Source organism: Ruegeria sp. AN6 (genome assembly GCF_056540425.1).
Genome location: NZ_JBQFWR010000001.1, coordinates 600,177 through 621,069, shown reverse-complemented (window position 1 = coordinate 621,069; position 20,893 = coordinate 600,177). Strand labels below are relative to the sequence as shown.

Sequence of the window (20,893 nt, the reverse complement as noted above, 5' to 3'; positions counted from 1 at the left end):
TGCGGACGAGGATCACTTATCGGAGAGCGCATGTCCGTCGGACGCATCATCGAAACCCCGGATTGCGTGAGTGAAGGGGCCGAATGGCTGGCAGGGGCCTGCCCCCGTATGGCCTATGCGATGGAGCAAACCGGCCCTCTGCCGCTTAGGCGCAAGCCTGACGGGTTTGCCCAACTGCTCAGCGCCATTGTCAGCCAACAGGTCAGCGTGGCCTCGGCAAACGCGATCTGGAAGCGGTTGCAGGACGCAAAACTGACCGGCCCGCGTAAGATCATTTGGGCCACGGATGATGATCTGCGGGCGGTGGGTCTCAGCCGTCAGAAAATCCGTTATGCCCGAGCCTTGGCCGAAGCGCGGATCGACTACAAAGCACTTCGTGATGCCCCGGATGACGAGGTGGTCGCAATTCTGACCGAGGTACCGGGAATCGGTGTCTGGACCGCCGAGATTTATGCCATGTTTTCGCTTGGTCGCGCTGACGTGATTGCGCCGGGTGATCTGGCGTTGCAGGAAGCGGCTCGAATTCTTTACGACCTGCCAGAACGACCAAAAGACAAAGAGTTGCGTCAGATGGCTGAAGCATGGTCGCCCTGGCGATCGGTTGCGGCCCGGGTGCTGTGGGCCTATTACCGGGTCGCAAAAGACAGAGAAGGGATCAGATGACACGAGTTTTGAATGCGCTCCGAAAAGAGCCGGTTTCGGGGGATACACGCTCGGTCGTTGTGTTCGTTCATGGTTATGGCGCCAATGGAGCTGACCTTTTGGGGCTGGCCGATCCGCTGGGGGAACATCTGCCGGATACTCTGTTCGTGTCACCCGACGCGCCGGAACAGATCCCAGGTATGCCCAATGGGTTTCAATGGTTTCCGATTCCGTGGATTGATGGCTCGTCCGAAGAAGAGGCCCGCCGTGGTATGGAAATGGCCGTCGAGGATTTCAACGCGTTCCTCGACGCGCTGATGGTTGACGAGGATGTCCTGCCCGAACAGGTTGTGCTGTTCGGTTTCAGCCAGGGTACGATGATGAGCCTGTATGTCGCCCCGCGCCGTGAAGATCCTGTGGCCGGAATTGTCGCGTTCTCGGGTCGGTTGTTGGAACCTGACTTGTTGCCGGACGAAACCGTCAGTCGGATGCCGGTGCTGCTGGTGCATGGCGATGCCGATGATGTGGTGCCGCCGCAATCGCTGCCTGAGGCGGCTGAGGCGTTGCAGGCCGCTGGTTTCAAAGAGGTCTACGCCCATGTGATGAAAGGCACCGGCCACGGGATCGCTCCGGATGGCTTGAGTGTTGCACTGGCCTTCATGCGGGATAAGCTCAGCCTCTGATCTCTGCGCGTCTACTAAAGGAGCATTTGATGCTGATCGTGACAGGTATTGTGGAAGTTGCCGAAGAAGGCGTCGAAAAAGCCTCGGTTGCTGCGCAGAAAATGGTCGCGGAAACCCTGAAAGAGCCAGGATGCATGGTCTATGAGTTCAGCCAAGTTCTGGGCCATGCGACCCGGTTTCGGGTTTACGAAGAGTGGCAGGATCAGACTGCGCTGGAAGCCCACTTTGCGACCCCGCATATGGCCGCGTTTCAGGCTGAATTGGGTGAGGTCGGCGTGACCTCAAGCGAGATCTACCGCGTGATCGGGGGCGAAAAGCAGCCGCTGCGCTAGCCGGTCAGTCCCACAACCAACCTTCTGAGAACTCGACCGAATTGCCCGCCGAGTCTCGCACATACAGCGACAAGGCCCCATTGGGCCAGTCAAATTCGGCGTCGATAGGGATGTTCCAGTCCAACAGGTGCTTGCGCATCACTGCGATCTCGTCGCGGGTGAGGACAAGACATACGTGTCCGGGGCCGCGAGCGCCATGTGGTGGGACCGGAAGTTCCGGGTTGCTCGGCGGTTTTTCGGTCTCGTCGGCAATGAACAACAACAGGACTGACCCGCCGATCCGATAGAAGACATGGCGGTTGGTTGCGCGCTGAATCTTTTCGAGGCCCAGTATTTGACCGTAGAAATCCTCGGCCGCGTCCAGATCGTCGACATAAAGTGCGGCTTCAAGGATCGCCGACGGGGCAGGAATGTCTGGTGTGACTTTCATGCCGTAAGTATATCACATCACGCAGTTTTTGTCATCGACGCGGACGTCGGTCGCGTTTGCGCGCTGGCGCTGCACTTATAGAAGGCATCGGCAGGCTGTCCCACTGACCGGGGTCGAGGCCGTCCAAATACCAGTCGCCGATCCGTGCACGGATCAGGCGCAGAGTTGGATGTCCGACTGCTGCGGTCATCCGGCGAACCTGACGATTGCGGCCCTCGCGTATGGTCAGTTCGACCCAACTGTCCGGTACGGTCTGGCGGGCACGTATCGGCGGGTTTCGGGGCCATAAGCCTTCGGGTTCGTCAATCAGACGGGCCTTGGCAGGGCGTGTCAGCCCGTCCTTTAGCTCAATCCCATCGCGCAGTGCCTTCAGCACGGCCCCATCCGGGATACCCTCGACTTGAACCCAGTAGGTCTTGGCCATCTTGTGCTTGGGATCGGATATCTGTGCCTGCAACTTCCCATTGTCGGTCAGCAGCATCAAACCTTCGCTGTCCCGATCCAAACGCCCGGCAGGATAGACGCCGGGCAGATCGATGAAATCCGACAGCGTGCTGCGAGGTGAATCCGCATTGGCGCGGTCTGTGAACTGCGGCAACACATCATAAGGTTTGTTAAAGCGGATAAACCAGGACATGCCCCCGCCATACCGCCCGGACCACGGCAGCGCAACCTGTGGATAAATGTTACTTATCTGTTACGGAATCGGCCTAAGCATTACTCGAGATGTTGTGTAAAATCGGGACTTGTCAGAGTTTTAACACGATATATAGTTAAGTTAAGGCCGGGGCGGGTGTTCCCCGCTCTGATGTCATAAACGGGCAGTACAGAGCGAGGAGCGATTCTGTTATGGACGGAGACTTCAGGACCGAATTTGTCAGGGAACCCGGTGCGCTAAGGCATCATCCGGCATTGGTTCTGAACGCCGATTATCGCCCGCTTTCGTATTACCCGTTATCTCTGTGGCCCTGGCAAGAGGCGATCAAGGCGGCCTGGTTGGACAGGGTGGATATTGTGGCCGAGTACGACGAGGTCGTCCGAAGCCCGAGCACCGAAATTCGAATACCTTCGGTCGTTGTCCTGAAAGATTATGTAAAACCCAGAAAGCGCGTGGCCTTCACGCGCTTTAATTTATTTTTGAGGGACGAATTCAAATGCCAGTACTGCGGGAGCCGTGGAGAACTGACCTTTGATCACGTCGTCCCGCGCGCTGCCGGAGGTGTGACCAGTTGGCAGAACGTCGTGGCAGCCTGCAGCCCCTGCAATCTGCGCAAGGGGTCAAAGTCACTTCGACAAGCCAGAATGTCCCTGAGCAAACCGCCGCGTCAGCCGGACGCTGAAGCCCTTAGAAATATTGGTCGCAAGTTCCCACCCAACCATCTGCATGATAGTTGGATTGATTTTCTGTACTGGGATGCCGAATTGGATCAGCAATAACACCTAACGCACGCGCCAAGCTGCGATCCAGACCAGGACCAGACCCGCCGAGATGAATCCATTCCAGCCGGCCATTGATATCCCGAACATTTCCCATGGAATTTCATCACAGCGCGCTAATGGGGCGGACATGATCTGGTTCATCAGTTCTTCGGCGCTGAGGCCTCCAATATCACCAGAAGTGCATGTTGATGGGCCTTCCCACCAGCCTTGTTCGACACCCGCATGATAGAATCCGACCCCTGCGGTTGTGGCTGCCGCAAGGGCTCCCAACAGGGGCAATGGTCGAATGCCCGGAAATGTGAATGCGAGCACACCAAGAACGATCGCCACGCCGTGCGGATAGCGTTGCCAGATGCACATTTTGCACGGTGCAAACCCGCCGAGGTATTGAAATCCCCAAGCACCTAGCAATAGGACGGCCGAACCTGTGGTTGCAATAAGTATGAGCGTTTTCTTGGTCATAGGTATTTCACAACAAGGAAGCCACCAAACAGCAGTACGATGAACAAGGTGAACATCAGACCCAACCGCTTTTCGATGAAATCGCGGATTGGCTCACCAAATTTCCACAGGAGTCCGGCGACAAGGAAGAACCGCAATGCGCGTGCCAGAATCGAAGTGGCAATGAAAGTCCCCAGCGGCATCCCGGTCCAACCGGACATGATTGTGATGACCTTATAGGGGAACGGAGTTACCCCGGCTGCGAGCACGGCCCAGAAACCGAAATCGTTGAAGCGGGTGTTAAATTCTTCCATCGCGTGGGCCTTGCCCATGGCTTCGAGAATTGGCTGCCCGAGGCTCTCGTAGAAGAATGCCCCGATGGCGTAACCCAGCATTCCGCCCAGTACAGATGCCACTAAGGCAACGGTGGCGATCAGCCAGGCGCGCGATGGTTTCGCGATGATCATCGGAATCATCAGGACGTCGGGTGGAATCGGAAAGAAGGAGCTTTCAACAAAGGCCACAATGGCCAGTGCCCACAGCGCATGAGGATGTTCGGCCAGACGAAGGGTCCAGTCATAAAGTGGTCGTAACATAAAGAACTGTTGTCCTGATAACTGTTGTTGCAAGGCAAACCACGCACCTGCCTGACCGTCAACCTCCGTCGCCGAAACAATCGATGCTCTGGTTGTTTTTTGCCTCTGGACCTTCCTGCGCTTGAGCGCTAATCCATTGTTCGTGGCCCAAGTGGCGGAATGGTAGACGCAGGGGATTCAAAATCCCCCGGTAGTGATACCGTGCCGGTTCGAGTCCGGCCTTGGGTACCAAAGTAAAAACAGTAGGTTAGGGGAACCGGCCTGCTGTTTTTTCTTTTTGGCGATTTTGTTTTGTCACAGAGAAACCTCGCATTCCTGCGCTAGTCGGTAATTTGGCGATATCAAGATACATTATTCGGTGACCGGTTAGACGTTCAGAAAAATCGAATCTTTTGAGTATTCGGTAAATATCTTATTTTGTTTGGTATTCGTCGTATTGGTTTGAGTATCGAATGCTCTCGATGGGCATCTCAACTGATCTTCAAGGGTAGTTGGTTCTTATTCAATACCCGGTCATTTCCAGATACCCCCGTCCTAAATGGCTGCCAGAGATCGTGACAGGGCCTTCCCAATACTTGAACCGAGTCCCCATCCAGGCTTTGGGCGTCAGGGCCGATGCAACTACATCAATACCTTTCTCAGGTAGTGATATTTGCCATCTGGTAGGTATTTCGCGCTGAGCGATGCGGTTTGTTTCTAGTGGTGTCAATAGTACCGAACCGTCCGGCAGAGATGTTGTTTGCCCATCCGCCTCGATCCATGTGGCAGCTGTGAAATCCCCACGTTCCCCACGCAGGCGAAACGCCATCAATTTGTCGCCGCTGTCAAAGCTGAGCGAAAACCAGTCCCAACCGTTTTGATCTTCTGCCAAAGGTTGCGAGGACCATTCGCGGTCCAGCCAGCCCTGCCCAGTCACTTCGATGTCTTGGTCTGGTAGGTGAAGGATACCTTCTACTGTGTAGAATGGCTGTGAATAATAGTAGCTGGCCTGCCCATCGGCAGATTTCACGGAATATCCCCTGTCCCCGTGGAACACCAATGGGCCTTGCGCTTGTAGGCTTAGGTCGTAACCAAATTCCGATCCTGTCGCGCTTAGACTCAATTGGGTTAAATCGCCTCCACGCATATGCCACTCGTCGATCCAGGCTTCGAAAGGTTGGGCGGTGGCACCGGCCTGTCCGATACCTCCACGGGATAGCCGTTCCGCGAAATAGTGCGTGTCTGATGTTGTTACTGCTGCGTGACCCATCCAGATCTGAGGGCTCTGCCAGCCCTCTATCTCAGTTGGTTTCAGGGCCGACCGGAATAAAGTCCATTGAACACCATAGTCATTGCCTTCTGCGTCTTTGAGATTTGCAGTCAGATACCACCATTCTATCCGGTAAGAAGGGTGCGGGCCGTGATCTTTCGGGAACTGGAATTGGTAACCTGCTTCAGGCCGCGCAAACCCCTCGGCATTACCTCCCAGTCCGGCATAGCCTTGTGCCCAACTGGCTATGGGGAACATTAAGAATAGGAAGAAAGCTCTAACGTTCATTGGCAAAAACCTGTAGCAAAGCCGCAGGTGGCAGGCGGAGTAATCGCCAGGCAGGCCAAGCGGCGGCAAGAGTCGCGGCAATCAATGTCAGCAGAAACAGCGCCAGCCAATCACCCGGAAACAGACGCATAGGCAGACGCCAACCGAATGCCTGTACGTTGATCACGGCCAACAATACCCAGGCCAATATCAGCCCAAGTGGCAAAGCCAGACAGGCAGTTAAAGCAGCAAGCAGAGCGCTGCGCAAAAGTTCCAGCTGGGCAAGTTTCGAACGTGTCAGACCCAACGCCCAAACCGGCGCGACCTGCGGCAAGCGTTGGGTCCACAACGTCAGCAAACTGGTCAAGATCGCAAATCCTGCGACGCCTAAGGTCAGCACGTTCAGGGCTGAGGTGATGACAAAGGTTTTCTCAAAGATAGAAAGCGACCGGGCCTTCATGGCAGCTTGTTGCACCACGGCCGTGGGCGACAGTTCAAACTGGGCACGCAACGCTTGCGCCAACTCCGTGGCTTTCTCTGGCGCAATGCGGATTCCAAAGCGCCGGGTTTCCGTATCCGGAGCTATCCGATCCAACATTGGCATTGATACGATCGCCTGTCCGGTTGGGTTCCCGTAGTCGGAATAGACCCCGCTTATGGTCAGAACGTGCTCTGGCGTGATCGCGACCGTATCTCCCGGCCACAAATTCGCACGGCGGGCAAGTTGTTCGTTGATCAGAATTGCACCCCGGTTCAGGACGCTGTCCCAGACATCAGGTTCTTTAGCGATCAGTGGCCAGTTTTGGCGATAGCTTTGGTGATCGACGATCCCATACAGGAAAAGCGGTCCGGTTTCGTGCGGTATCTCGGTGCTGCGGATCGGAAGGATTGCTGAAGTTCTTGGTGCAAGCCATTGGGTAATCGCCTCAGCTTGGGTTTCATCCGCAGCGGTCACGTAAAGCTCCGAAGTTAGACGTTGATCCAGCCATCCGGTGAAGGTCAGGCGGAAACTGGAAACCATGGTTCCAACTCCGATATTAGCCGCCAGCGCCAGCAATAGGGCCATTAGCGCCAAGGAAAGGCCGGGCAGTTGCGCGCGCATATCGGCAAGGACCCATTGTGTGACCGGCGTTCTTGCCTTTTGGCTCAACAGGCGCAACACAGCTGAAATGAAGAGTGGCAGTACCAATGCAGCCCCAGTCAGTGCCCCGGCGAGCAGTGCAAATCCGGCAATAAGACCACCGAAAGTAATGTAGGCAATGATGCCCAAAGCAATCAAAGCGAATCCAAATCCGCCAGAAATCCAGGCAGATATCTTTCCGCCTCCCCAGGCCTGCAAGCCGGGTCCGGCGAGTATGGGCATGCGGGAAAGCCGCCAGAGCGCTTGCCCGCTTGCAGCCAAAGTGCCACCTGTTGCCATGGCAAGACCTGCGGCGACCCATTGAGGGCGCAGTGACATTTGCCCGTCGATTGGTGCTCCGTAGAGGCCGCGTAAGGTCGAAGCAACGTCTGGAAGAAGCGCGCCGGCAAGGAAATATCCCAGCACAAGCCCGAATAGGCCTCCGATCAGAGCCAGCAACAAAAGTTCACCGAGAACAATTCCGATCAGGTTCCGCATTGGAAGACCCAAGGCCCGCAATGTTCGGATTGTGCCGCGCCTCTGTGCGAAAGCTAGGCCGACGGTACCGTGGACGATGAACAAACCAACTGCGAATGACAGCAGACCAAAAGCAGTCAGGTTCAGGTGAAAACTGTCAGTGAGTTGGGCGGTGTCCAATTGTGAAGATGGTGCAATACGTTGCAGTTCAGGTGCGATTTCCGACAGAGCTGGCAATTTGCGAGGCTGATCCGGCAAAATTATCAGACGGGATATTTGATTGGGGCGGTTGAGCAGTTGCTCGGCTACTCCGATATCTGTAAGGACCAGATCAGGCGGTAGCGCGCCGCTGGTAAGAATAGGTGGAAATCGGTCAGCGGATTGAAATACCTGTGAAAGTTGGGGCGACATCAGCAGCCGTCCCGGAGCTGTCAGCATATCAGCCGGATCCGGCGCATTGGTGCTTTGCTCGAGTTGCAGAATGGCGGGCAGGGCAGGATAAGCGACCAAATCCACGCCCATTAAGCGTATTGAACGGCCATTTACGCGCAGCGTGCCTTCGAGCACCGCGGCCACCTGCCAGCCTGCGCGCCTGAGTTCCGTATATCGCTTCAGAGGGATCATGGACCCGGTCGCGCGCAGCTCGTCAAACTGTCCAATGGCAAGCTGTGCGCTGGCGCGCTCATAACTGGCACGCGCCTCGGCGTTGATCGCTTGTACCGCCGACCAGAGGCAGGTTGCCAGCGCGATGCCGGTCAGAAGGGTCAGCAACTGCAACGGATGCGCGCGCCAATGGGACAGCAACGCCTGGACTGCAGCGCGTGTCATTCGATCCGTCCGCCCGTCAGATGGGCACGACGGTCCAGTCTGCTGGCGATCTCGTTCGAGTGAGTGACCAGCAAGAGGCCGGCCCCTGTATCTGCCACCAATGAAAGCATCAGATCCAGCACTACCGCGCTTGCTGTCTCATCCAGATTACCCGTCGGTTCATCGGCCAGCAGTAATCGCGGCCGGATCGCCATGGCCCGCCCGATGGCAACGCGCTGTTGCTGCCCACCCGATAGCTGTTCAGGGTAGCGGTTCCGCAGATCGGCCAGTCCAAGACGCTTGGTCAGATGCTCGATCCACTCTGGGTCCTCACGTTCAGCAAGCCGCGCGTGGATTGAAAGGTTTTGAGCGATGGTCAGCGACGGGATCAGATTAAACTGTTGGAACACCAATGACAGCGTATTTCGGCGCAAGGCAGCACGCTCAATGTCATTCAGAGACGACATGGGCCTTCCATCCAGGTTGATTTCCCCGCCATCGAACCCATCCAAAGCGGCAACCAAGTGCAGCAAAGTGCTTTTGCCGCTGCCGCTTTCCCCGGTCAGCGCCAGGGTCTGGCCTTGTTCCAAGGTCAGCGAGACATCATTCAGGACCGGGCGTCCGCCGGGATAGGATTTTTGGACGTGATCAATCGATAGCAACATTTGAACACTCATTCGTTCTGTCACAATGTGCAGCGCAACGAAACAGTGTCCAGAGCAGAGATCGGTTCTATTCGCCGCAGCCCGCACCTTGAGCGCGGGGTTGTTCAGCGCGCGCGAAAGTTCCATGCTGGCTGCAATCGGAACAAAGGCCATCTATATGACATTGTCGCAGCAGATTATTTGGGGCAGCTTTTACTTAGGTATTTGTTTTCTGATCGAAATCATGCTGCTGACATGGTGCGTTCTGGTCATTCGCAAACTCGTCGAAAGATGGGAGACCCGGAGCACGATCCTGGCAACTGCGGGCCCGATCAGCGTAGCGCTTATGTTCATTGTGCTTACCCATACGGTACAAGTTTGGATCTGGGCGATTGTATGGGTGTGGGGCGACGTGCTGCCGGATTGGAATTCGGCCCTTTATTTCTCGTTGGTGACTTTCACGACGCTGGGTTACGGAGACATCGTATTGGGCGAAGGTTTGCGTATTTTCGGCGCATTCGCCTCGGTTACTGGACTTCTGGCCTTTGGGTTGTCTACGGCATTCCTCGTCGCCCTAATGACGCGGGTGTTTGAAGAACGGTTCCTGAACTAAAGGATCGGCGCGAACAATCGCGCGATTGGCGCGAAAAACCGGATGTGAAACGGCTGCTGAGGCAGGTCGCGCGTCAACTCGTAGCTAGAATGGAAATCGGTTTCCAGCATGTCAGATACAGCACGTGCCGCGCGGGGATCAAAAAACAGCGCCATCGCCTCAAAGTTCAGACGGAAAGATCGGTTGTCCAGATTGGTGGTACCAACAGCTGCCAGTGTATCGTCAACGACAAACACTTTCTGATGCATAAAGCCATCGGTATAGCGAAACACACGTGCACCGCAGTCGCGAATTTCATCGAAATACGCAAATGCCGCTAACCAGGGCAGGCGATGGTCAATGACATCGGGCACGAGTATCCGCACATCCACGCCGCGCAACGCCGCGTGTTGCAACGCGGTCATGATGTCGATGTCGGGCACAAAATACGGTGAGGCGATCCACAGCCGTTCCTTGGCCTCGGCGATGGCAGAAAAGAACATCATCGCGCCGGTTTCGGTATCATCGCCCGGACCAGTAGCGACCAGCAACGCGTTCATATCCTGTTCAGATTCGCTGCCTGCCCAATCGAGCTTATCGATCAGGTCTTCGTTGCGTGCCCAGTGCCAATCTTCGGTAAAGATCAGTTGCAACTGCCGCACAACGTGACCGGTCATCTTAATATGCGTGTCCCGCCAACGCCCGAACCGAGGGCTTTGCCCCAGATACTCGACACCAACGTTGTGGCCGCCGATGAAGCCTGTCTCACCGTCAATGATCACGGTCTTTCGATGGTTGCGATAATTGAGTTGAAAGCGGAAGTTCGGCCCGCGCTGTTCGCGCGGATCAGCCACATCCACACCCGACCCGCGCAGTGTTTCCAGATAGCTCGACGGCAGGCCATAGCTGCCTACGGCATCAGTCATAAACCGAACATGAACGCCGCGTTTGACCGCTGCAATCAGCCGATCTTGTACTTTTCGCCCCAGCTCATCATCGCGCACGATGTAGAATTGGATCAGGACATAATTCTTTGCCCCGTCGATTGCGTCCAGTATTGACTGAAACGTGACATCACCATCAATCAGTAATTCGGCCCCATTGCCGCGTGAGACGGGTAGGTGTGCCAGAGCCTCGAATGGCCGCGGATTGATGCGCATCGTCTTAGGATCAGGTTTCGAGTAGTCGGCAAAGGTTTTGATCCCTTCCACCACACGTTCGCTTTCCTGTCGCGCGATGCGATAGCCTTTGAAGCGGTGGTGCCCCAGAAACAGATAGAAAGGAACGCCAAACACCGGCGCTGACAGCAGGAAAACCACCCACCCAACTGCACCCTGAGGTGTGCGCGCCGTTTGAGCAGCGCGCACGGAAAAAACGACCGCTAGGCAATAGAGCGCAAACAGAAAAAACGAAACGAGCAATGTCCACATGGGTGCGCAATGATCCGGTTTGTTAGTTGGCCCCAGTGTAGATGCGCGACCAGTCATTGGCCATATCAACGATGACCCACCCCATGTCAGGGCCTTTATCCAACCCGTCGACCAGCCGACCGATCGGACTTTCGCGGTCATAGGCCCATTCACGGTCCGCATCAGTGTGGTGTATCAAAACGCCCAGCCGTGGCCCGTCGCCTGCGGTGGTCCATTCAAGCATGGCAAAATCCCCGTCCGAGTTTCCCCCAGCAAATATGGGGCGCTTGCCGATGGTGCGCTCGATATTGATTGGCTTGCCTTCTTTGTCATCGATGAAGGCGATGCCGGGGGCCTTGTTGATTACAGGTGTGCCGTCCACGCTGTCATAGGTTGTTTCTCCATACGTGCCCAGAATCTGTTCGGGCGGGATGCCATATGCCTGTTCGGCGAATACGCGCATGAAATGCAGGCCTCCGCCCGAAACGATATAGGTTTTGAAATCTTTATCCCGCAGGTAACGCAACAGCTCGACCATCGGCTGATAGGTCATCTGGTCGTAAGGCAGATCGGTCTCGGGATGTCGTGCAGTGCCCAGCCAGTCGGCCACCGACGCCTGGAACACTTCAACGCTGCTGCCGGAATGCGACGCGTTAACCACTTCGATCAGAGCGTCGTGCCCGCCTTCCAGAATGGTTTGCAAATCACCCTCGGCAGCCGCTTTCAGGGCTGGCGTCGATAAGATCGACGGGTCTTGTGCAGCAAGCTCTGCCAGTTGGTCCATGGCAAATATGAATTGAAAATAAACCGGTTGTTCAGCCCAGAGCGTGCCGTCATTGTCAAACACCGCAATCCGGTCGGCGGGGGTGACATAGTTCGGCCCTCTTGGATCTGTGACGTTGCCTATGAACTCAATAATCGTATTTTTTGAATCAGAAGCGTTCCAACTCGGAAGTGGGTCTGCGAACAGTGTAAGGGGGGTGCAGCTGAGCACGGCAGCTAGAGCGGCGTATCGCATATGACTCTCGACATTTTCAAAAAGGAAAAAGGCCGCCCTGTAGAGGGCGACCCTAAGAGTTACATTCAAGGCCTAATTGTTGGTCGGTGTTGTTAGCTTCTCCATAACCTGATCCAAGTTGAAGCTGGCCGCTTTCTGACGTGGTGGGAATTCCTGGAATGTGCTCAGGAAACTACCAACATACTGCTGCGCTGGAACTAGGAAATAGGCTCGGTCCAACAGCCAATCGTAATAGGTGTTAGAGGTCCGGTAGGCTCGCTCATACGGATCACGGCGCAGGTTGACGATCAAGGGTATGCGCAGCTCGGTCCAAGGTTCGATCCAGGCCCTCAGAGTTGCCCAGGCTTTCTGCTCCAGGAATATTAGCTTCCAGTCTTCGAAGCGCAGCGCCGTTAGGTCTCCGTCATCCGAGAAATAGAAAATCTCTTTGCGAGGACTTTCGGCAGTCTCACCAGTCAACAGAGGCAGGATGTTATAGCCATCCAGGTGCACCTTGTATTCGCGCCCCATGCCAGACGAGCTATAACCTGCCTTCAACTTGTCCTTAATTTCGGGATCACCGGCGACCGCGAGGTATGTTGGCAACCAGTCCATGTGGTGCACGATCTCGTTGGTGACAGATCCGGCTTCGATTTGACCGGGCCAGCGGACCATCGAGGGAACGCGCCATCCGCCTTCCCAGTTGGTGTTCTTTTCACCCCAGAACGGCGTTGCGGCCGCATCGGGCCATGTGTTCATGTGCGGACCGTTGTCTGTGGAATAGTGAACTATGGTATTGTCGGCGATGCCAAGCTCGTCCAGCAGATCCAGCAGCTGACCCACATGCATATCATGTTCGATCATGCCTGCGGTGTATTCATCCGCAACGCGACCTGAGATTTCATTGGCTTTTGCGCGCATCTCGTCTTTGACGTGGGTACGGAAATGCATGCGGGTACCATTCCACCAGACATAGAAGGGTTGCCCTTGCTCATGTGCCCGCTTGATGAAATCAATCGCCGCCGCCACGGTTTCGTCATCGACAGTTTCCATGCGTTTGCGGGTCAATGGTCCCGTGTCTTCTATGGTACCATCTGACTTTGATTTGATAACGCCGCGCGGCCCATACGCCTCGCGGAAGGTGCGGCCATCAGCCAATACCCGGTCACCCGGATAGTCCTCGTTTTCTGGTTCTTCTTCAGCATTCAAGTGATAGAGATTGCCAAAAAACTCATCAAAACCGTGGTTTGTTGGCAAGTGTTCATCCTTGTCTCCAAGATGGTTTTTGCCAAACTGACCAGTGACATAACCGTGGTCTTTCAACAAACCAGGTATGGTTGGGTCTTCGACCTGCATGCCAAGATCAGCCCCCGGAAGACCGACCTTCGACAGGCCTGTCCGGAACACGGACTGTCCCATGATATAGGATGAGCGACCAGCAGTGCAGGATTGCTCACCATAGTAATCGGTGAAGATCATGCCCTCATTGGCCACGCGATCGATATTGGGTGTCTGATATCCCATGAGGCCCATGGTGTAGGCTGAGATATTCGATTGCCCAATGTCATCGCCCCATATCACAAGAATATTAGGTTTTTGATCCTGCGCCCAGGCGGGAAGTGCAAGCGCAACAGCAACGGTTGCCACTGCGAACTTGCGCATCGATTTGCGCCAGCTATATGCAATCATTTGTGGAGGTGACATAGGGTGCTCCTGATTAAACGAGCCTTAATGGCCCAGTAAATTTAGTTTTAGAGGCAGCGGCTAAATTGAACTCGATAGCCGCGTGCAAACTGTTGATTACCGGAAGAAAAAATATGTAATGGACCGGGAATCGAACAGAACTACTTTAAGCGATGAAACGTGTCTAAAACTTATCATATGATCATTTTGAAAGATACAAATGTTTGATAATGATGATGATATGCAGATCCTGACCCAAACCGACTGGTTTGGGGCACGCGGGCCGAAATTTCAGAATGATCTGATGACTTGTGCGGTTGTCCGAACGTTTGATCCAGGCGAAACACTCTATCACCATGGTGATCCGGCAAATGGTATTCATGCTGTGCTTGATGGGTCTGTTCAGATCACGGCACCCGCCGATGACGGGCAAGAATTTGTTGTGCATCGGGAAGGTGCAGGTTTCTGGATTGGAGATCTTGCTCTTTTCGCCGAAGCGCAAAGACTGGTCAGCGTGATGACCACCCAACAGACGCGTACATTGTTTTTCCCCAGTTCACGGGTGGAAAGAATGGTGCAAGAGAATCCGGAATATGTCCGCGATTTCTATGCGTTAACACGTGAAAACATGAAAACAGCCCTCCGGATCATGGCCAACTTGGCAGTTACGGGGTCGGAGAAGCGCCTTGTCTTACGTCTGCTGCATTTGGACGAGGGCGCCTCGAAATCCGACGGCTGGATTATTGTATCGCAGGATGAGCTGGCTGCGATGGTCGCAGTGTCTCAACCAACGTTGCATCGTAACTTGCATCGACTTTCAGGTTTAGGCCTAGTTGAGCTGGGATATGGTCGACTACGTCTAATCGACAGGCGCAAACTTATCGCAAGCTGCCAAAGTTGAAGCCTAGGGATTAAGTGGCGGCAACACACCCGGTTTGGGACGACTAGAGTGATTCAGGGTATTCAGTTTCCGCATGACCGCACTCCAATCCTCAAAGCCGGTTTGGCTCTTCTTTGAATACCGCTCAGCACCTATCTGGGTCAGGCTGCTCTCAAGGGGCGCGGCGCGTTCTGGTTGGAGGCTGCGCTCTTTCCAAAGTTCTATAGCTTCATAAGCTGCAGACAAATCCCGAGCTCTCAATGCTGCTCTCAAAGCTTCGGCGGCGTATTCCTCGGAGGCAAGATATCTACTGTGTCGCTTGTCTTTCCAGCGCTGATAGCGTGGGCGAAGAGATCGCACTGCGGCCCACAATGCCAAAACAACAATCGTGATCCAGAATGCAGCCTTTGCAAGGGTTTCGATATCCGGCTGCTGCCATTTTGGTGGTGCCAGCGTTAACTCGGTCGCTGGGACGGCGACCGTTTCAATTTGTCTGGTTTGCAAGTTAAACCAATCGATTGACACAGCTGGCAACCTTGTCTGGCCGCCCTCCTGCGAAATATATACCGTCTTCTCCATGCGTTGTCCGGACAACACCCCTCGATCTTCGGTTTCTGTAATGCGCGGCTCCTTAGGATATGCGCGCACCAACGGGTCTTGCTCGTGAGGTGTGAGCACTGGGATCAAAAGAGGCGTCGTGCCAGATATCTGCGCGCTCAATTCGCGTGTAATGGCGTCACCAGCCTGCATATCTGTTGTGCCTTCTATTTGCTGCTGGAGCGAAAACCCGTTTGCGATGATTAACGGATCTAGACCACGGGCACCTTCTGGAATCTCGGCGCTGAGTTGTACAGGCGGAAGCGCCAACGAAACCTGAATTGGATCGTTGGTTTGAGGATCGGCATAAGTTACAACCACCTCTTGCGAGTCAAACGCAACCGGACCTGTTGCCAGAGGGTATAGGCGATAGCTGCGCTGCACACCGGACCAGGTCGCTCCGTTCACCGTCTCGCTGATTGGTCCAGAGGCACGTTCAGGAAGACGAACCACGAGGTTTTGTTGTTCTAAAGAGGGAAACACCGGAGGTTGTGGCATGAATGTTGGCACCAGAACTTTGATTCGAACGATCGCTGGTTGCCCTACAATGACCGGTTTATCAGGCACTTCGACCGAGACCTGAGGGGCAGTCGCATCGTTATTCTGCGCAAATACTGGAAGAGCAAGAAAAAGAATAAAGAAAGTAACGTATCTCATTCTGTTCGCTCCTGATTTTCAAGAAGAAAACGGTTACGCAGAAAGTCTTGCATGTCGGTATCTATCGAGCTGATCCATTGATCAGCCGAAAGGGTTTGCGGCCCTTCTATAGGAGCTTGAACCGTAGTTTCGTTACCGCGGGCCGCATCATTGTCGAACACCGTATCGTCCGCACCGATGCCAGCCTCTTCGCCCGTATCAGATTGTTCGCGTGTTGTTTCAATGTAATCAAGGATGGCTTTCGACACCTCGAGATTGTGCTGCGCTTCGGGCCATTCAGGACGCCGTTCCAAGGCGGTCTCGAAGGCGGATATGGCTGGGCGATACTCACGGTTCCGTATTCGCGCCATACCTTCAGCAAACGCGGCTTCCGATGTGTCCAGCCCGGCAAATATGGAGGACGCCTCTGAATATTGACCGTCCCTGAGATAGGCATATCCCTTGTGATACGAGCCCTCAAACAATTCCGCCGCTTCAGCAAAGCGCTTTTGATTCATTGCAATTTGACCTTGCTGATCGGCCGTAAGGAACCAATCTTTCCACCCTTCGGCTCGAACTCCTGATGGTGGAATTATCATCAAAGCCAGTAGTGCCCAGCGGATCACCCAGCCTCTTCTGAACCAAAGAAGTGATACTAACGCAGCAGGCCATGCCAAGATCCAGCCATTGTCCTGCCAATCAAGACGTTCATCATCATCCAGAGCTGCAGTGTAGGCAGTTTGGATTTGACGCTGCAGACGACTGATGTCCCGATCGTCATCCGAAAACGCTATCACGGATGCGCCTTGGACGTTGCCTAGCTGAACAATTCGCTCACCATTGGGCAGCATAGTGAGAAAGAAAATGTCGTTAGTCGAAGTGTTTAACTTAGATACCTGAGACGGGTCTAAGTCATCCAAAACAAACAGCACTGCCCCTGGGCTCTCACTTTCATCCAGTATGGATTGCGCTAAATCGAGAGCATCGGCCGCTGCGTCGCCTGGGGTTGGCATCACAGTCGGCGTTAAGCCTTCAAGCAGAGGGCGAAGAATGTTGGCGTCTTCGGTTAGGGGAGCAACTCGGTGCGGCGTTCCGGAATAAGCGATCAGCGCAGTGCGGGCTCCAGCGCGCTCATCGATCAGATCAGCGATCTTGAACCGTGCTCGGTCCAACCGTGAAGGAGCAATATCCGTGTTCTCCATGCTGTCGGTGACCTTTAGAGCGATCACTAACGGGGCGGTATCTGCAATTAGCGGGTTGGGTGCACGCGACCAGGTTGGACCGGAGGCCGCGAGGGCAACAAGTGTGGCGATGACCATCGCAATATCAATTGGTTGAATGCGACGGGTTTCAGTCTTGCCAAGCTGCAATGCGGTCGCCAGATGCGGAGCGATCCCTGAGGGTAGCTTGGTTTCAGCCGCAGGCTTGGGTCTGATCAACCACCATAACGCCACGATTGGGATTAAAAACAGAAGGTAATAACCTCGAATAAAATGGAAATCAGGAAGTTCCATTATTGAGCAACCTCCTTGCGCCGCTGGGCAAAATGGAACGAGATTGTGCTGATAAGAATAACGATCAGCGCACTCGCCAATGGAATATGGGCAAGGCTGTTTGTCGGGCGATAGCTTTGAGTTTCTACTATTCTGGGGTTTAGCTGATCTATGCGCTCGTAGGTCTGTGCGAGGGCCGACGCATCATCTGCAAAGAAATATTCTCCACCGGTGCGATCCGCGATATCCTTTAACGCTTGCAGGTCCACGCGATCTTCGCCCGTAGCATTAGGGTCTCCAACACCAATCGTATAGATGACCACATTCTTTTCTGCGGCAATCGCCGACGCGTTTACAGGCGTCATACGGCTGGATGTATCGGCCCCATCGCTTAGGACGATCATCAGGCGTTGATCCACTTCGCTGGACTCGAATGTTCTGATCCCAAGCCCGATCGCGTCACCAAGGGCAGTGTTCGGACCAGCCATGCCAACTTGAGTTTGATCCAGGAAGCCATTCAAACTATTAAGATCTTCTGTAAACGGCGCTTGTATGAACGCGCGTGTTCCAAAAATGATGAGGGCCATCCTGTCACCATCGCGCTCGGCGATGAATTGTTTTAGGACATCTTTTACTGCTTCCAACCTTTGCACAGGGCCGCCAGTCTCGGATTTGAAATCGCGCTGATCCATCGAGCCCGAGATATCCAACGCGAGGACGACGTCCCTCGCAGATTTTTCAATCACTATGGGATCACCTAACTGTTCTGGTCGAGCCAGCGACAGAACCAACAAAATCCAGATTAACACGACGCTTGCCGTTTGAAGGTGGGATCGAACTGGGATGACTGAGCCGGAACTCGGCTCGACGCCCGCGGCCTGCGCAACGCGGCGAAAGAAGGGAATACGAATTGAAGTGTTTTTTTCGCGATGGGGTGGAGCAAAAAAATAGACCAGCGCCGGAAGCGGAAGTAGCAGAAAAACCCACGGAGCAGCGAAGGAAAACATCACTTTCTCCGATATGGTTTGTGGGCTTTAACCCAATGGCGCGCAAGCTGCGTGACGGCAGGGTTTGGCGGTATGTCTTTATACGGGGCTTCAACTAACGCTCGGCAAACTTCCGAATTTAATGATTTTCTATCAATGGTTTGGGATAGAAATCTCAGCCATTCTTCGCCATGAATCCCTGCGACCTGCTCGCGAGGATATGCGGCCAACGCAGTACGCCGAAGGATCTCGGCAACCTTGGCCACAGAGATGCCAGGCGCTGCGAGTTCTGCCAGCGCGTACCGCCTATAGGCGTTCGCACGCCTGTGCCGCAGTATCAGGACTGTAGCGACCGAAAAAATTGCCAGCAGGATGACAGCGACCACGACCCATCCCCAGGTCTGGGGCATCATTGAAATAGCTTCAGGTTCTGGCGCTGGTTCGAGCATATCCAACAGATCAACCAGCGATTTTCCTGTGGTATCGATGCTCATCGCCGACCTCCGCGGTGCCCGAATAAGCGCAATAGCTGATCCAAAGCCGGTTCCGAGGTTGTCATAGGAACTACCGGAAAACCATATCGTCCGGACCATGTGTGCAGTTGTGCTAACCTATCCTCCATCGATCTTCGAATTTTGTCTGATAACTCAGGGTCGGAACTGTCGACTTCAATCTGCTCGTTACCATCAGAGACCGTCATCTTCAGGTTCGGCGTGAGGGCCGTTGCAGTTGGATCCGCGATATTGAAAACGATCAAATCGTTTGAGAACGCCAGTTGCCGCAACAAATTCTCCGATCTTTCATCGAGCCCGTCGCAGTCTGAGAACAGGCATATTAGTCCGCTGGTTTGGGTGATGCGGGTAGCCTCGATAAGCATGTCATTCAGAAACACGGTTGGCTGTGGGGTCAAGCCTGCATGCAAGCTGGAATTTGCTGTTCCGATGGAGGACAAGAACCGCGTAAGGGCTGCCGCGCGGCGCTGTGGTCTATGCTCGGCAACGTCTGTATCGCTGAATACGAGACCTCCAACACGATCGCCTTGACCAAGAATTCGATGCGCAGAAATTGCTGCGGCTTCGGCAGCGATGACAGATTTCATGTAGACTTCTGTTCCGAAGAACATCGATATGCGCTGATCGACCAACAGCAGGGCAGGGCGATCACGTTCTTCGGTGTAGACCCTAACATGGGGCTTTCCGGTGCGTGCAGTGACCTTCCAGTCGATCGTTCGGATATCGTCGCCCGGCAAATAGCCACGCAATTCTTCAAAATTCAGGCCGCGACCACGCAGACGCGAGGCGTGACGACCATTCAGGATCGAGCGCGCGGGTTGACGCGGTAACAGGCTGAGTGGCCGCGATCTGGGGCCCAATTGCAATAGATGGTCCGCGTCGACTCGGACGCGTGGGTCGTTCGGATATGGCGCAGTCAGGGTCATGCAGCCGTTTTCCTTAGCGATTAGGGAAGCGCCACCAGGCGAAGGAGTTCTGCGATCACGTCATCTGCGGATTTGCCTGATCCTTGTGCTTCGAAACTGAGTGTAACGCGATGACGAAATACGTCATGCGCAATGGCGCGGGTGTCTGCAGGGTCGACATAATCGCGTTCGTTCATCCAGGCATGGGCGCGCCCGCATTTGTCCAACGCCAGTGAGGCGCGTGGACTGGCGCCGATCTCAATCCAACTCGCGAGTTCGGGGCTCAAAGCTTCGGGCGTACGCGTCGCCTGCACGAGGTCGGCCATATAACGATCCATCGCGTCAGACACATGGATTTGACCGATCTCTGACCTTGCCGCAAAGATGGCTTCCTGTGGTATCGCGGCTGGAGTTTCACGCGCCCCACCCTTGTTGGCTGCGATATCTTCGCCCCGAACCAGGCGGATAACTTCAACTTCGTCTTCGACGGGGGGGTAAGTGATTTGAACATGCATCAGAAATCGATCCATCTGTGCTTCGGGCAGTGGGTAGGTACCTTCCTGTTCGATGGGGTTCTGGGTGGCCATGACGATAAACAGAGGATCCATTTTATGCGTGGTTCCTGAAACAGTGACTTGCCGTTCCTCCATCGCTTCCAGCAACGCCGCCTGCACCTTGGCGGGCGCACGGTTGATTTCATCCGCTAGTACGATGTTCGCAAAAATCGGTCCCGGTTCGAACTTGAACTCACCCCCCGCATCGGTCTGCTGGAATATCTCGGTCCCAGTCACATCCGAAGGCAGTAAGTCCGGCGTAAACTGAATGCGGCTAAAGCTTGCATCCATATTCTTCGCCATTGCCTTGACCGCGCGTGTCTTGGCCAGACCAGGCAGGCCCTCGATCAAAAGGTTACCATTGGCCAAGAGACCGATCAGCAGGCGATCAATCACCTCGATCTGGCCAATGATCGATTGGCCCATACGGGATCTGAGATCCATAATCTGGTTGAGTGCGCTCATAACAATTGTCCCGTAATAGCCCGAAATACCGGTCTCGCGTTCTATCGTCTGCGATG

Annotated in this window: 22 protein-coding genes and 1 tRNA gene; 7 read left to right on the top strand and 16 right to left on the bottom strand. The window is 54.6% G+C overall.

Going from position 1 to position 20,893, the window contains the following annotated elements:
* Positions 1 to 30 precede the first annotated feature (30 nt).
* Genes ACR0MQ_RS03065 through ACR0MQ_RS03055 form a run of 3 tightly spaced genes read left to right on the top strand, consistent with a single transcriptional unit; the run spans position 31 to position 1,657 of the window.
* Complete coding sequence (locus tag ACR0MQ_RS03065) at positions 31 to 663, top strand: DNA-3-methyladenine glycosylase family protein (protein WP_170539885.1); 633 nt, start codon at positions 31 to 33, stop codon at positions 661 to 663.
* Positions 660 to 1,325, top strand: coding sequence for an alpha/beta hydrolase (locus ACR0MQ_RS03060; RefSeq protein ID WP_010440258.1), 666 nt, complete (start codon positions 660 to 662; stop codon positions 1,323 to 1,325). The genes ACR0MQ_RS03065 and ACR0MQ_RS03060 overlap by 4 nt, the downstream gene beginning before the upstream one ends.
* Before the next feature lie 29 nt (positions 1,326 to 1,354).
* Positions 1,355 to 1,657 carry a putative quinol monooxygenase gene (locus tag ACR0MQ_RS03055; protein ID WP_480605839.1) on the top strand — a complete coding sequence of 101 codons (303 nt, stop codon included), beginning with the start codon at positions 1,355 to 1,357 and terminating at the stop codon, positions 1,655 to 1,657.
* A 4-nt stretch (positions 1,658 to 1,661) separates the two neighbouring features.
* Here ACR0MQ_RS03055 and ACR0MQ_RS03050 read toward each other — a convergent pair whose 3' ends face one another.
* The gene (locus ACR0MQ_RS03050; protein WP_480605836.1) at positions 1,662 to 2,087 is read right to left on the bottom strand and encodes a VOC family protein; all 426 of its coding nucleotides are present in this window, start codon (positions 2,085 to 2,087) and stop codon (positions 1,662 to 1,664) included.
* A 31-nt stretch (positions 2,088 to 2,118) separates the two neighbouring features.
* The gene (locus tag ACR0MQ_RS03045; RefSeq protein ID WP_480605833.1) at positions 2,119 to 2,724 is read right to left on the bottom strand and encodes an rRNA large subunit pseudouridine synthase E; all 606 of its coding nucleotides are present in this window, start codon (positions 2,722 to 2,724) and stop codon (positions 2,119 to 2,121) included.
* 212 nt (positions 2,725 to 2,936) lie between these two features.
* Here ACR0MQ_RS03045 and ACR0MQ_RS03040 point away from each other — a divergent pair, with 212 nt between their 5' ends.
* Positions 2,937 to 3,524, top strand: coding sequence for an HNH endonuclease (locus ACR0MQ_RS03040; protein ID WP_010440254.1), 588 nt, complete (start codon positions 2,937 to 2,939; stop codon positions 3,522 to 3,524).
* Between the two features lie 3 nt (positions 3,525 to 3,527).
* Here ACR0MQ_RS03040 and ACR0MQ_RS03035 read toward each other — a convergent pair whose 3' ends face one another.
* Together ACR0MQ_RS03035 and ACR0MQ_RS03030 are read right to left on the bottom strand one after the other, a co-directional pair.
* Positions 3,528 to 3,989, bottom strand: a complete 462-nt coding sequence (locus ACR0MQ_RS03035; RefSeq protein ID WP_170774113.1) for a disulfide bond formation protein B — start codon at positions 3,987 to 3,989, stop codon at positions 3,528 to 3,530.
* Positions 3,986 to 4,564, bottom strand: coding sequence for a YqaA family protein (locus ACR0MQ_RS03030; protein ID WP_170774115.1), 579 nt, complete (start codon positions 4,562 to 4,564; stop codon positions 3,986 to 3,988). The genes ACR0MQ_RS03035 and ACR0MQ_RS03030 overlap by 4 nt, the downstream gene beginning before the upstream one ends.
* Positions 4,565 to 4,709: 145 nt before the next feature.
* On the opposite strand from ACR0MQ_RS03030, the gene ACR0MQ_RS03025 reads away from it, so the two are divergent.
* Positions 4,710 to 4,795 (top strand) — tRNA-Leu (locus tag ACR0MQ_RS03025).
* A gap of 271 nt (positions 4,796 to 5,066) precedes the next feature.
* On the opposite strand, the gene ACR0MQ_RS03020 is transcribed toward ACR0MQ_RS03025, so the two are convergent.
* The 3 genes from ACR0MQ_RS03020 to ACR0MQ_RS03010 are packed head-to-tail and all read right to left on the bottom strand — an operon-like array spanning position 5,067 to position 9,149.
* Positions 5,067 to 6,101 carry a lipocalin-like domain-containing protein gene (locus tag ACR0MQ_RS03020; protein WP_480605830.1) on the bottom strand — a complete coding sequence of 345 codons (1,035 nt, stop codon included), beginning with the start codon at positions 6,099 to 6,101 and terminating at the stop codon, positions 5,067 to 5,069.
* Positions 6,091 to 8,505 carry an FtsX-like permease family protein gene (locus ACR0MQ_RS03015; RefSeq protein WP_170774119.1) on the bottom strand — a complete coding sequence of 805 codons (2,415 nt, stop codon included), beginning with the start codon at positions 8,503 to 8,505 and terminating at the stop codon, positions 6,091 to 6,093. The genes ACR0MQ_RS03020 and ACR0MQ_RS03015 overlap by 11 nt, the downstream gene beginning before the upstream one ends.
* A complete protein-coding gene (locus tag ACR0MQ_RS03010) occupies positions 8,502 to 9,149 on the bottom strand; it encodes an ABC transporter ATP-binding protein (RefSeq protein WP_170774121.1) in 648 nt (215 codons plus the stop codon). Before ACR0MQ_RS03010 ends, ACR0MQ_RS03015 begins: the two co-directional genes overlap by 4 nt.
* Before the next feature lie 157 nt (positions 9,150 to 9,306).
* On the opposite strand from ACR0MQ_RS03010, the gene ACR0MQ_RS03005 reads away from it, so the two are divergent.
* Entirely contained in the window at positions 9,307 to 9,741 is a 435-nt protein-coding gene (locus ACR0MQ_RS03005) for an ion channel (RefSeq protein WP_029621819.1), read from the top strand.
* On the opposite strand, the gene cls is transcribed toward ACR0MQ_RS03005, so the two are convergent.
* The 3 genes from cls to ACR0MQ_RS02990 form a co-directional block, all read right to left on the bottom strand.
* Positions 9,738 to 11,150 carry a cardiolipin synthase gene (gene cls / locus ACR0MQ_RS03000; RefSeq protein ID WP_010440246.1) on the bottom strand — a complete coding sequence of 471 codons (1,413 nt, stop codon included), beginning with the start codon at positions 11,148 to 11,150 and terminating at the stop codon, positions 9,738 to 9,740. The two genes, ACR0MQ_RS03005 and cls, sit on opposite strands and share 4 nt — an antisense overlap.
* A gap of 22 nt (positions 11,151 to 11,172) precedes the next feature.
* Complete coding sequence (locus tag ACR0MQ_RS02995; protein WP_480605827.1) at positions 11,173 to 12,147, bottom strand: HAD family hydrolase; 975 nt, start codon at positions 12,145 to 12,147, stop codon at positions 11,173 to 11,175.
* A 72-nt stretch (positions 12,148 to 12,219) separates the two neighbouring features.
* Complete coding sequence (locus ACR0MQ_RS02990) at positions 12,220 to 13,788, bottom strand: arylsulfatase (protein WP_037321012.1); 1,569 nt, start codon at positions 13,786 to 13,788, stop codon at positions 12,220 to 12,222.
* 241 nt (positions 13,789 to 14,029) lie between these two features.
* On the opposite strand from ACR0MQ_RS02990, the gene ACR0MQ_RS02985 reads away from it, so the two are divergent.
* Positions 14,030 to 14,710 (top strand): Crp/Fnr family transcriptional regulator, encoded by a 681-nt coding sequence (locus ACR0MQ_RS02985; RefSeq protein ID WP_170778511.1) that lies wholly within the window; start codon positions 14,030 to 14,032, stop codon positions 14,708 to 14,710.
* A 3-nt stretch (positions 14,711 to 14,713) separates the two neighbouring features.
* Here ACR0MQ_RS02985 and ACR0MQ_RS02980 read toward each other — a convergent pair whose 3' ends face one another.
* The 6 genes from ACR0MQ_RS02980 to ACR0MQ_RS02955 are packed head-to-tail and all read right to left on the bottom strand — an operon-like array spanning position 14,714 to position 20,837.
* The gene (locus ACR0MQ_RS02980) at positions 14,714 to 15,943 is read right to left on the bottom strand and encodes a hypothetical protein (RefSeq protein ID WP_480605824.1); all 1,230 of its coding nucleotides are present in this window, start codon (positions 15,941 to 15,943) and stop codon (positions 14,714 to 14,716) included.
* Positions 15,940 to 17,436, bottom strand: a complete 1,497-nt coding sequence (locus ACR0MQ_RS02975; protein ID WP_480605821.1) for a VWA domain-containing protein — start codon at positions 17,434 to 17,436, stop codon at positions 15,940 to 15,942. The genes ACR0MQ_RS02980 and ACR0MQ_RS02975 overlap by 4 nt, the downstream gene beginning before the upstream one ends.
* A complete protein-coding gene (locus ACR0MQ_RS02970) occupies positions 17,436 to 18,422 on the bottom strand; it encodes a vWA domain-containing protein (RefSeq protein ID WP_170774130.1) in 987 nt (328 codons plus the stop codon). Before ACR0MQ_RS02970 ends, ACR0MQ_RS02975 begins: the two co-directional genes overlap by 1 nt.
* Positions 18,422 to 18,895 (bottom strand): DUF4381 domain-containing protein, encoded by a 474-nt coding sequence (locus ACR0MQ_RS02965; protein WP_480605816.1) that lies wholly within the window; start codon positions 18,893 to 18,895, stop codon positions 18,422 to 18,424. The genes ACR0MQ_RS02970 and ACR0MQ_RS02965 overlap by 1 nt, the downstream gene beginning before the upstream one ends.
* Positions 18,892 to 19,839 (bottom strand): DUF58 domain-containing protein, encoded by a 948-nt coding sequence (locus tag ACR0MQ_RS02960; protein WP_480605814.1) that lies wholly within the window; start codon positions 19,837 to 19,839, stop codon positions 18,892 to 18,894. Before ACR0MQ_RS02960 ends, ACR0MQ_RS02965 begins: the two co-directional genes overlap by 4 nt.
* Before the next feature lie 20 nt (positions 19,840 to 19,859).
* Complete coding sequence (locus ACR0MQ_RS02955) at positions 19,860 to 20,837, bottom strand: AAA family ATPase (protein WP_480605812.1); 978 nt, start codon at positions 20,835 to 20,837, stop codon at positions 19,860 to 19,862.
* Positions 20,838 to 20,893: the final 56 nt, after the last annotated feature.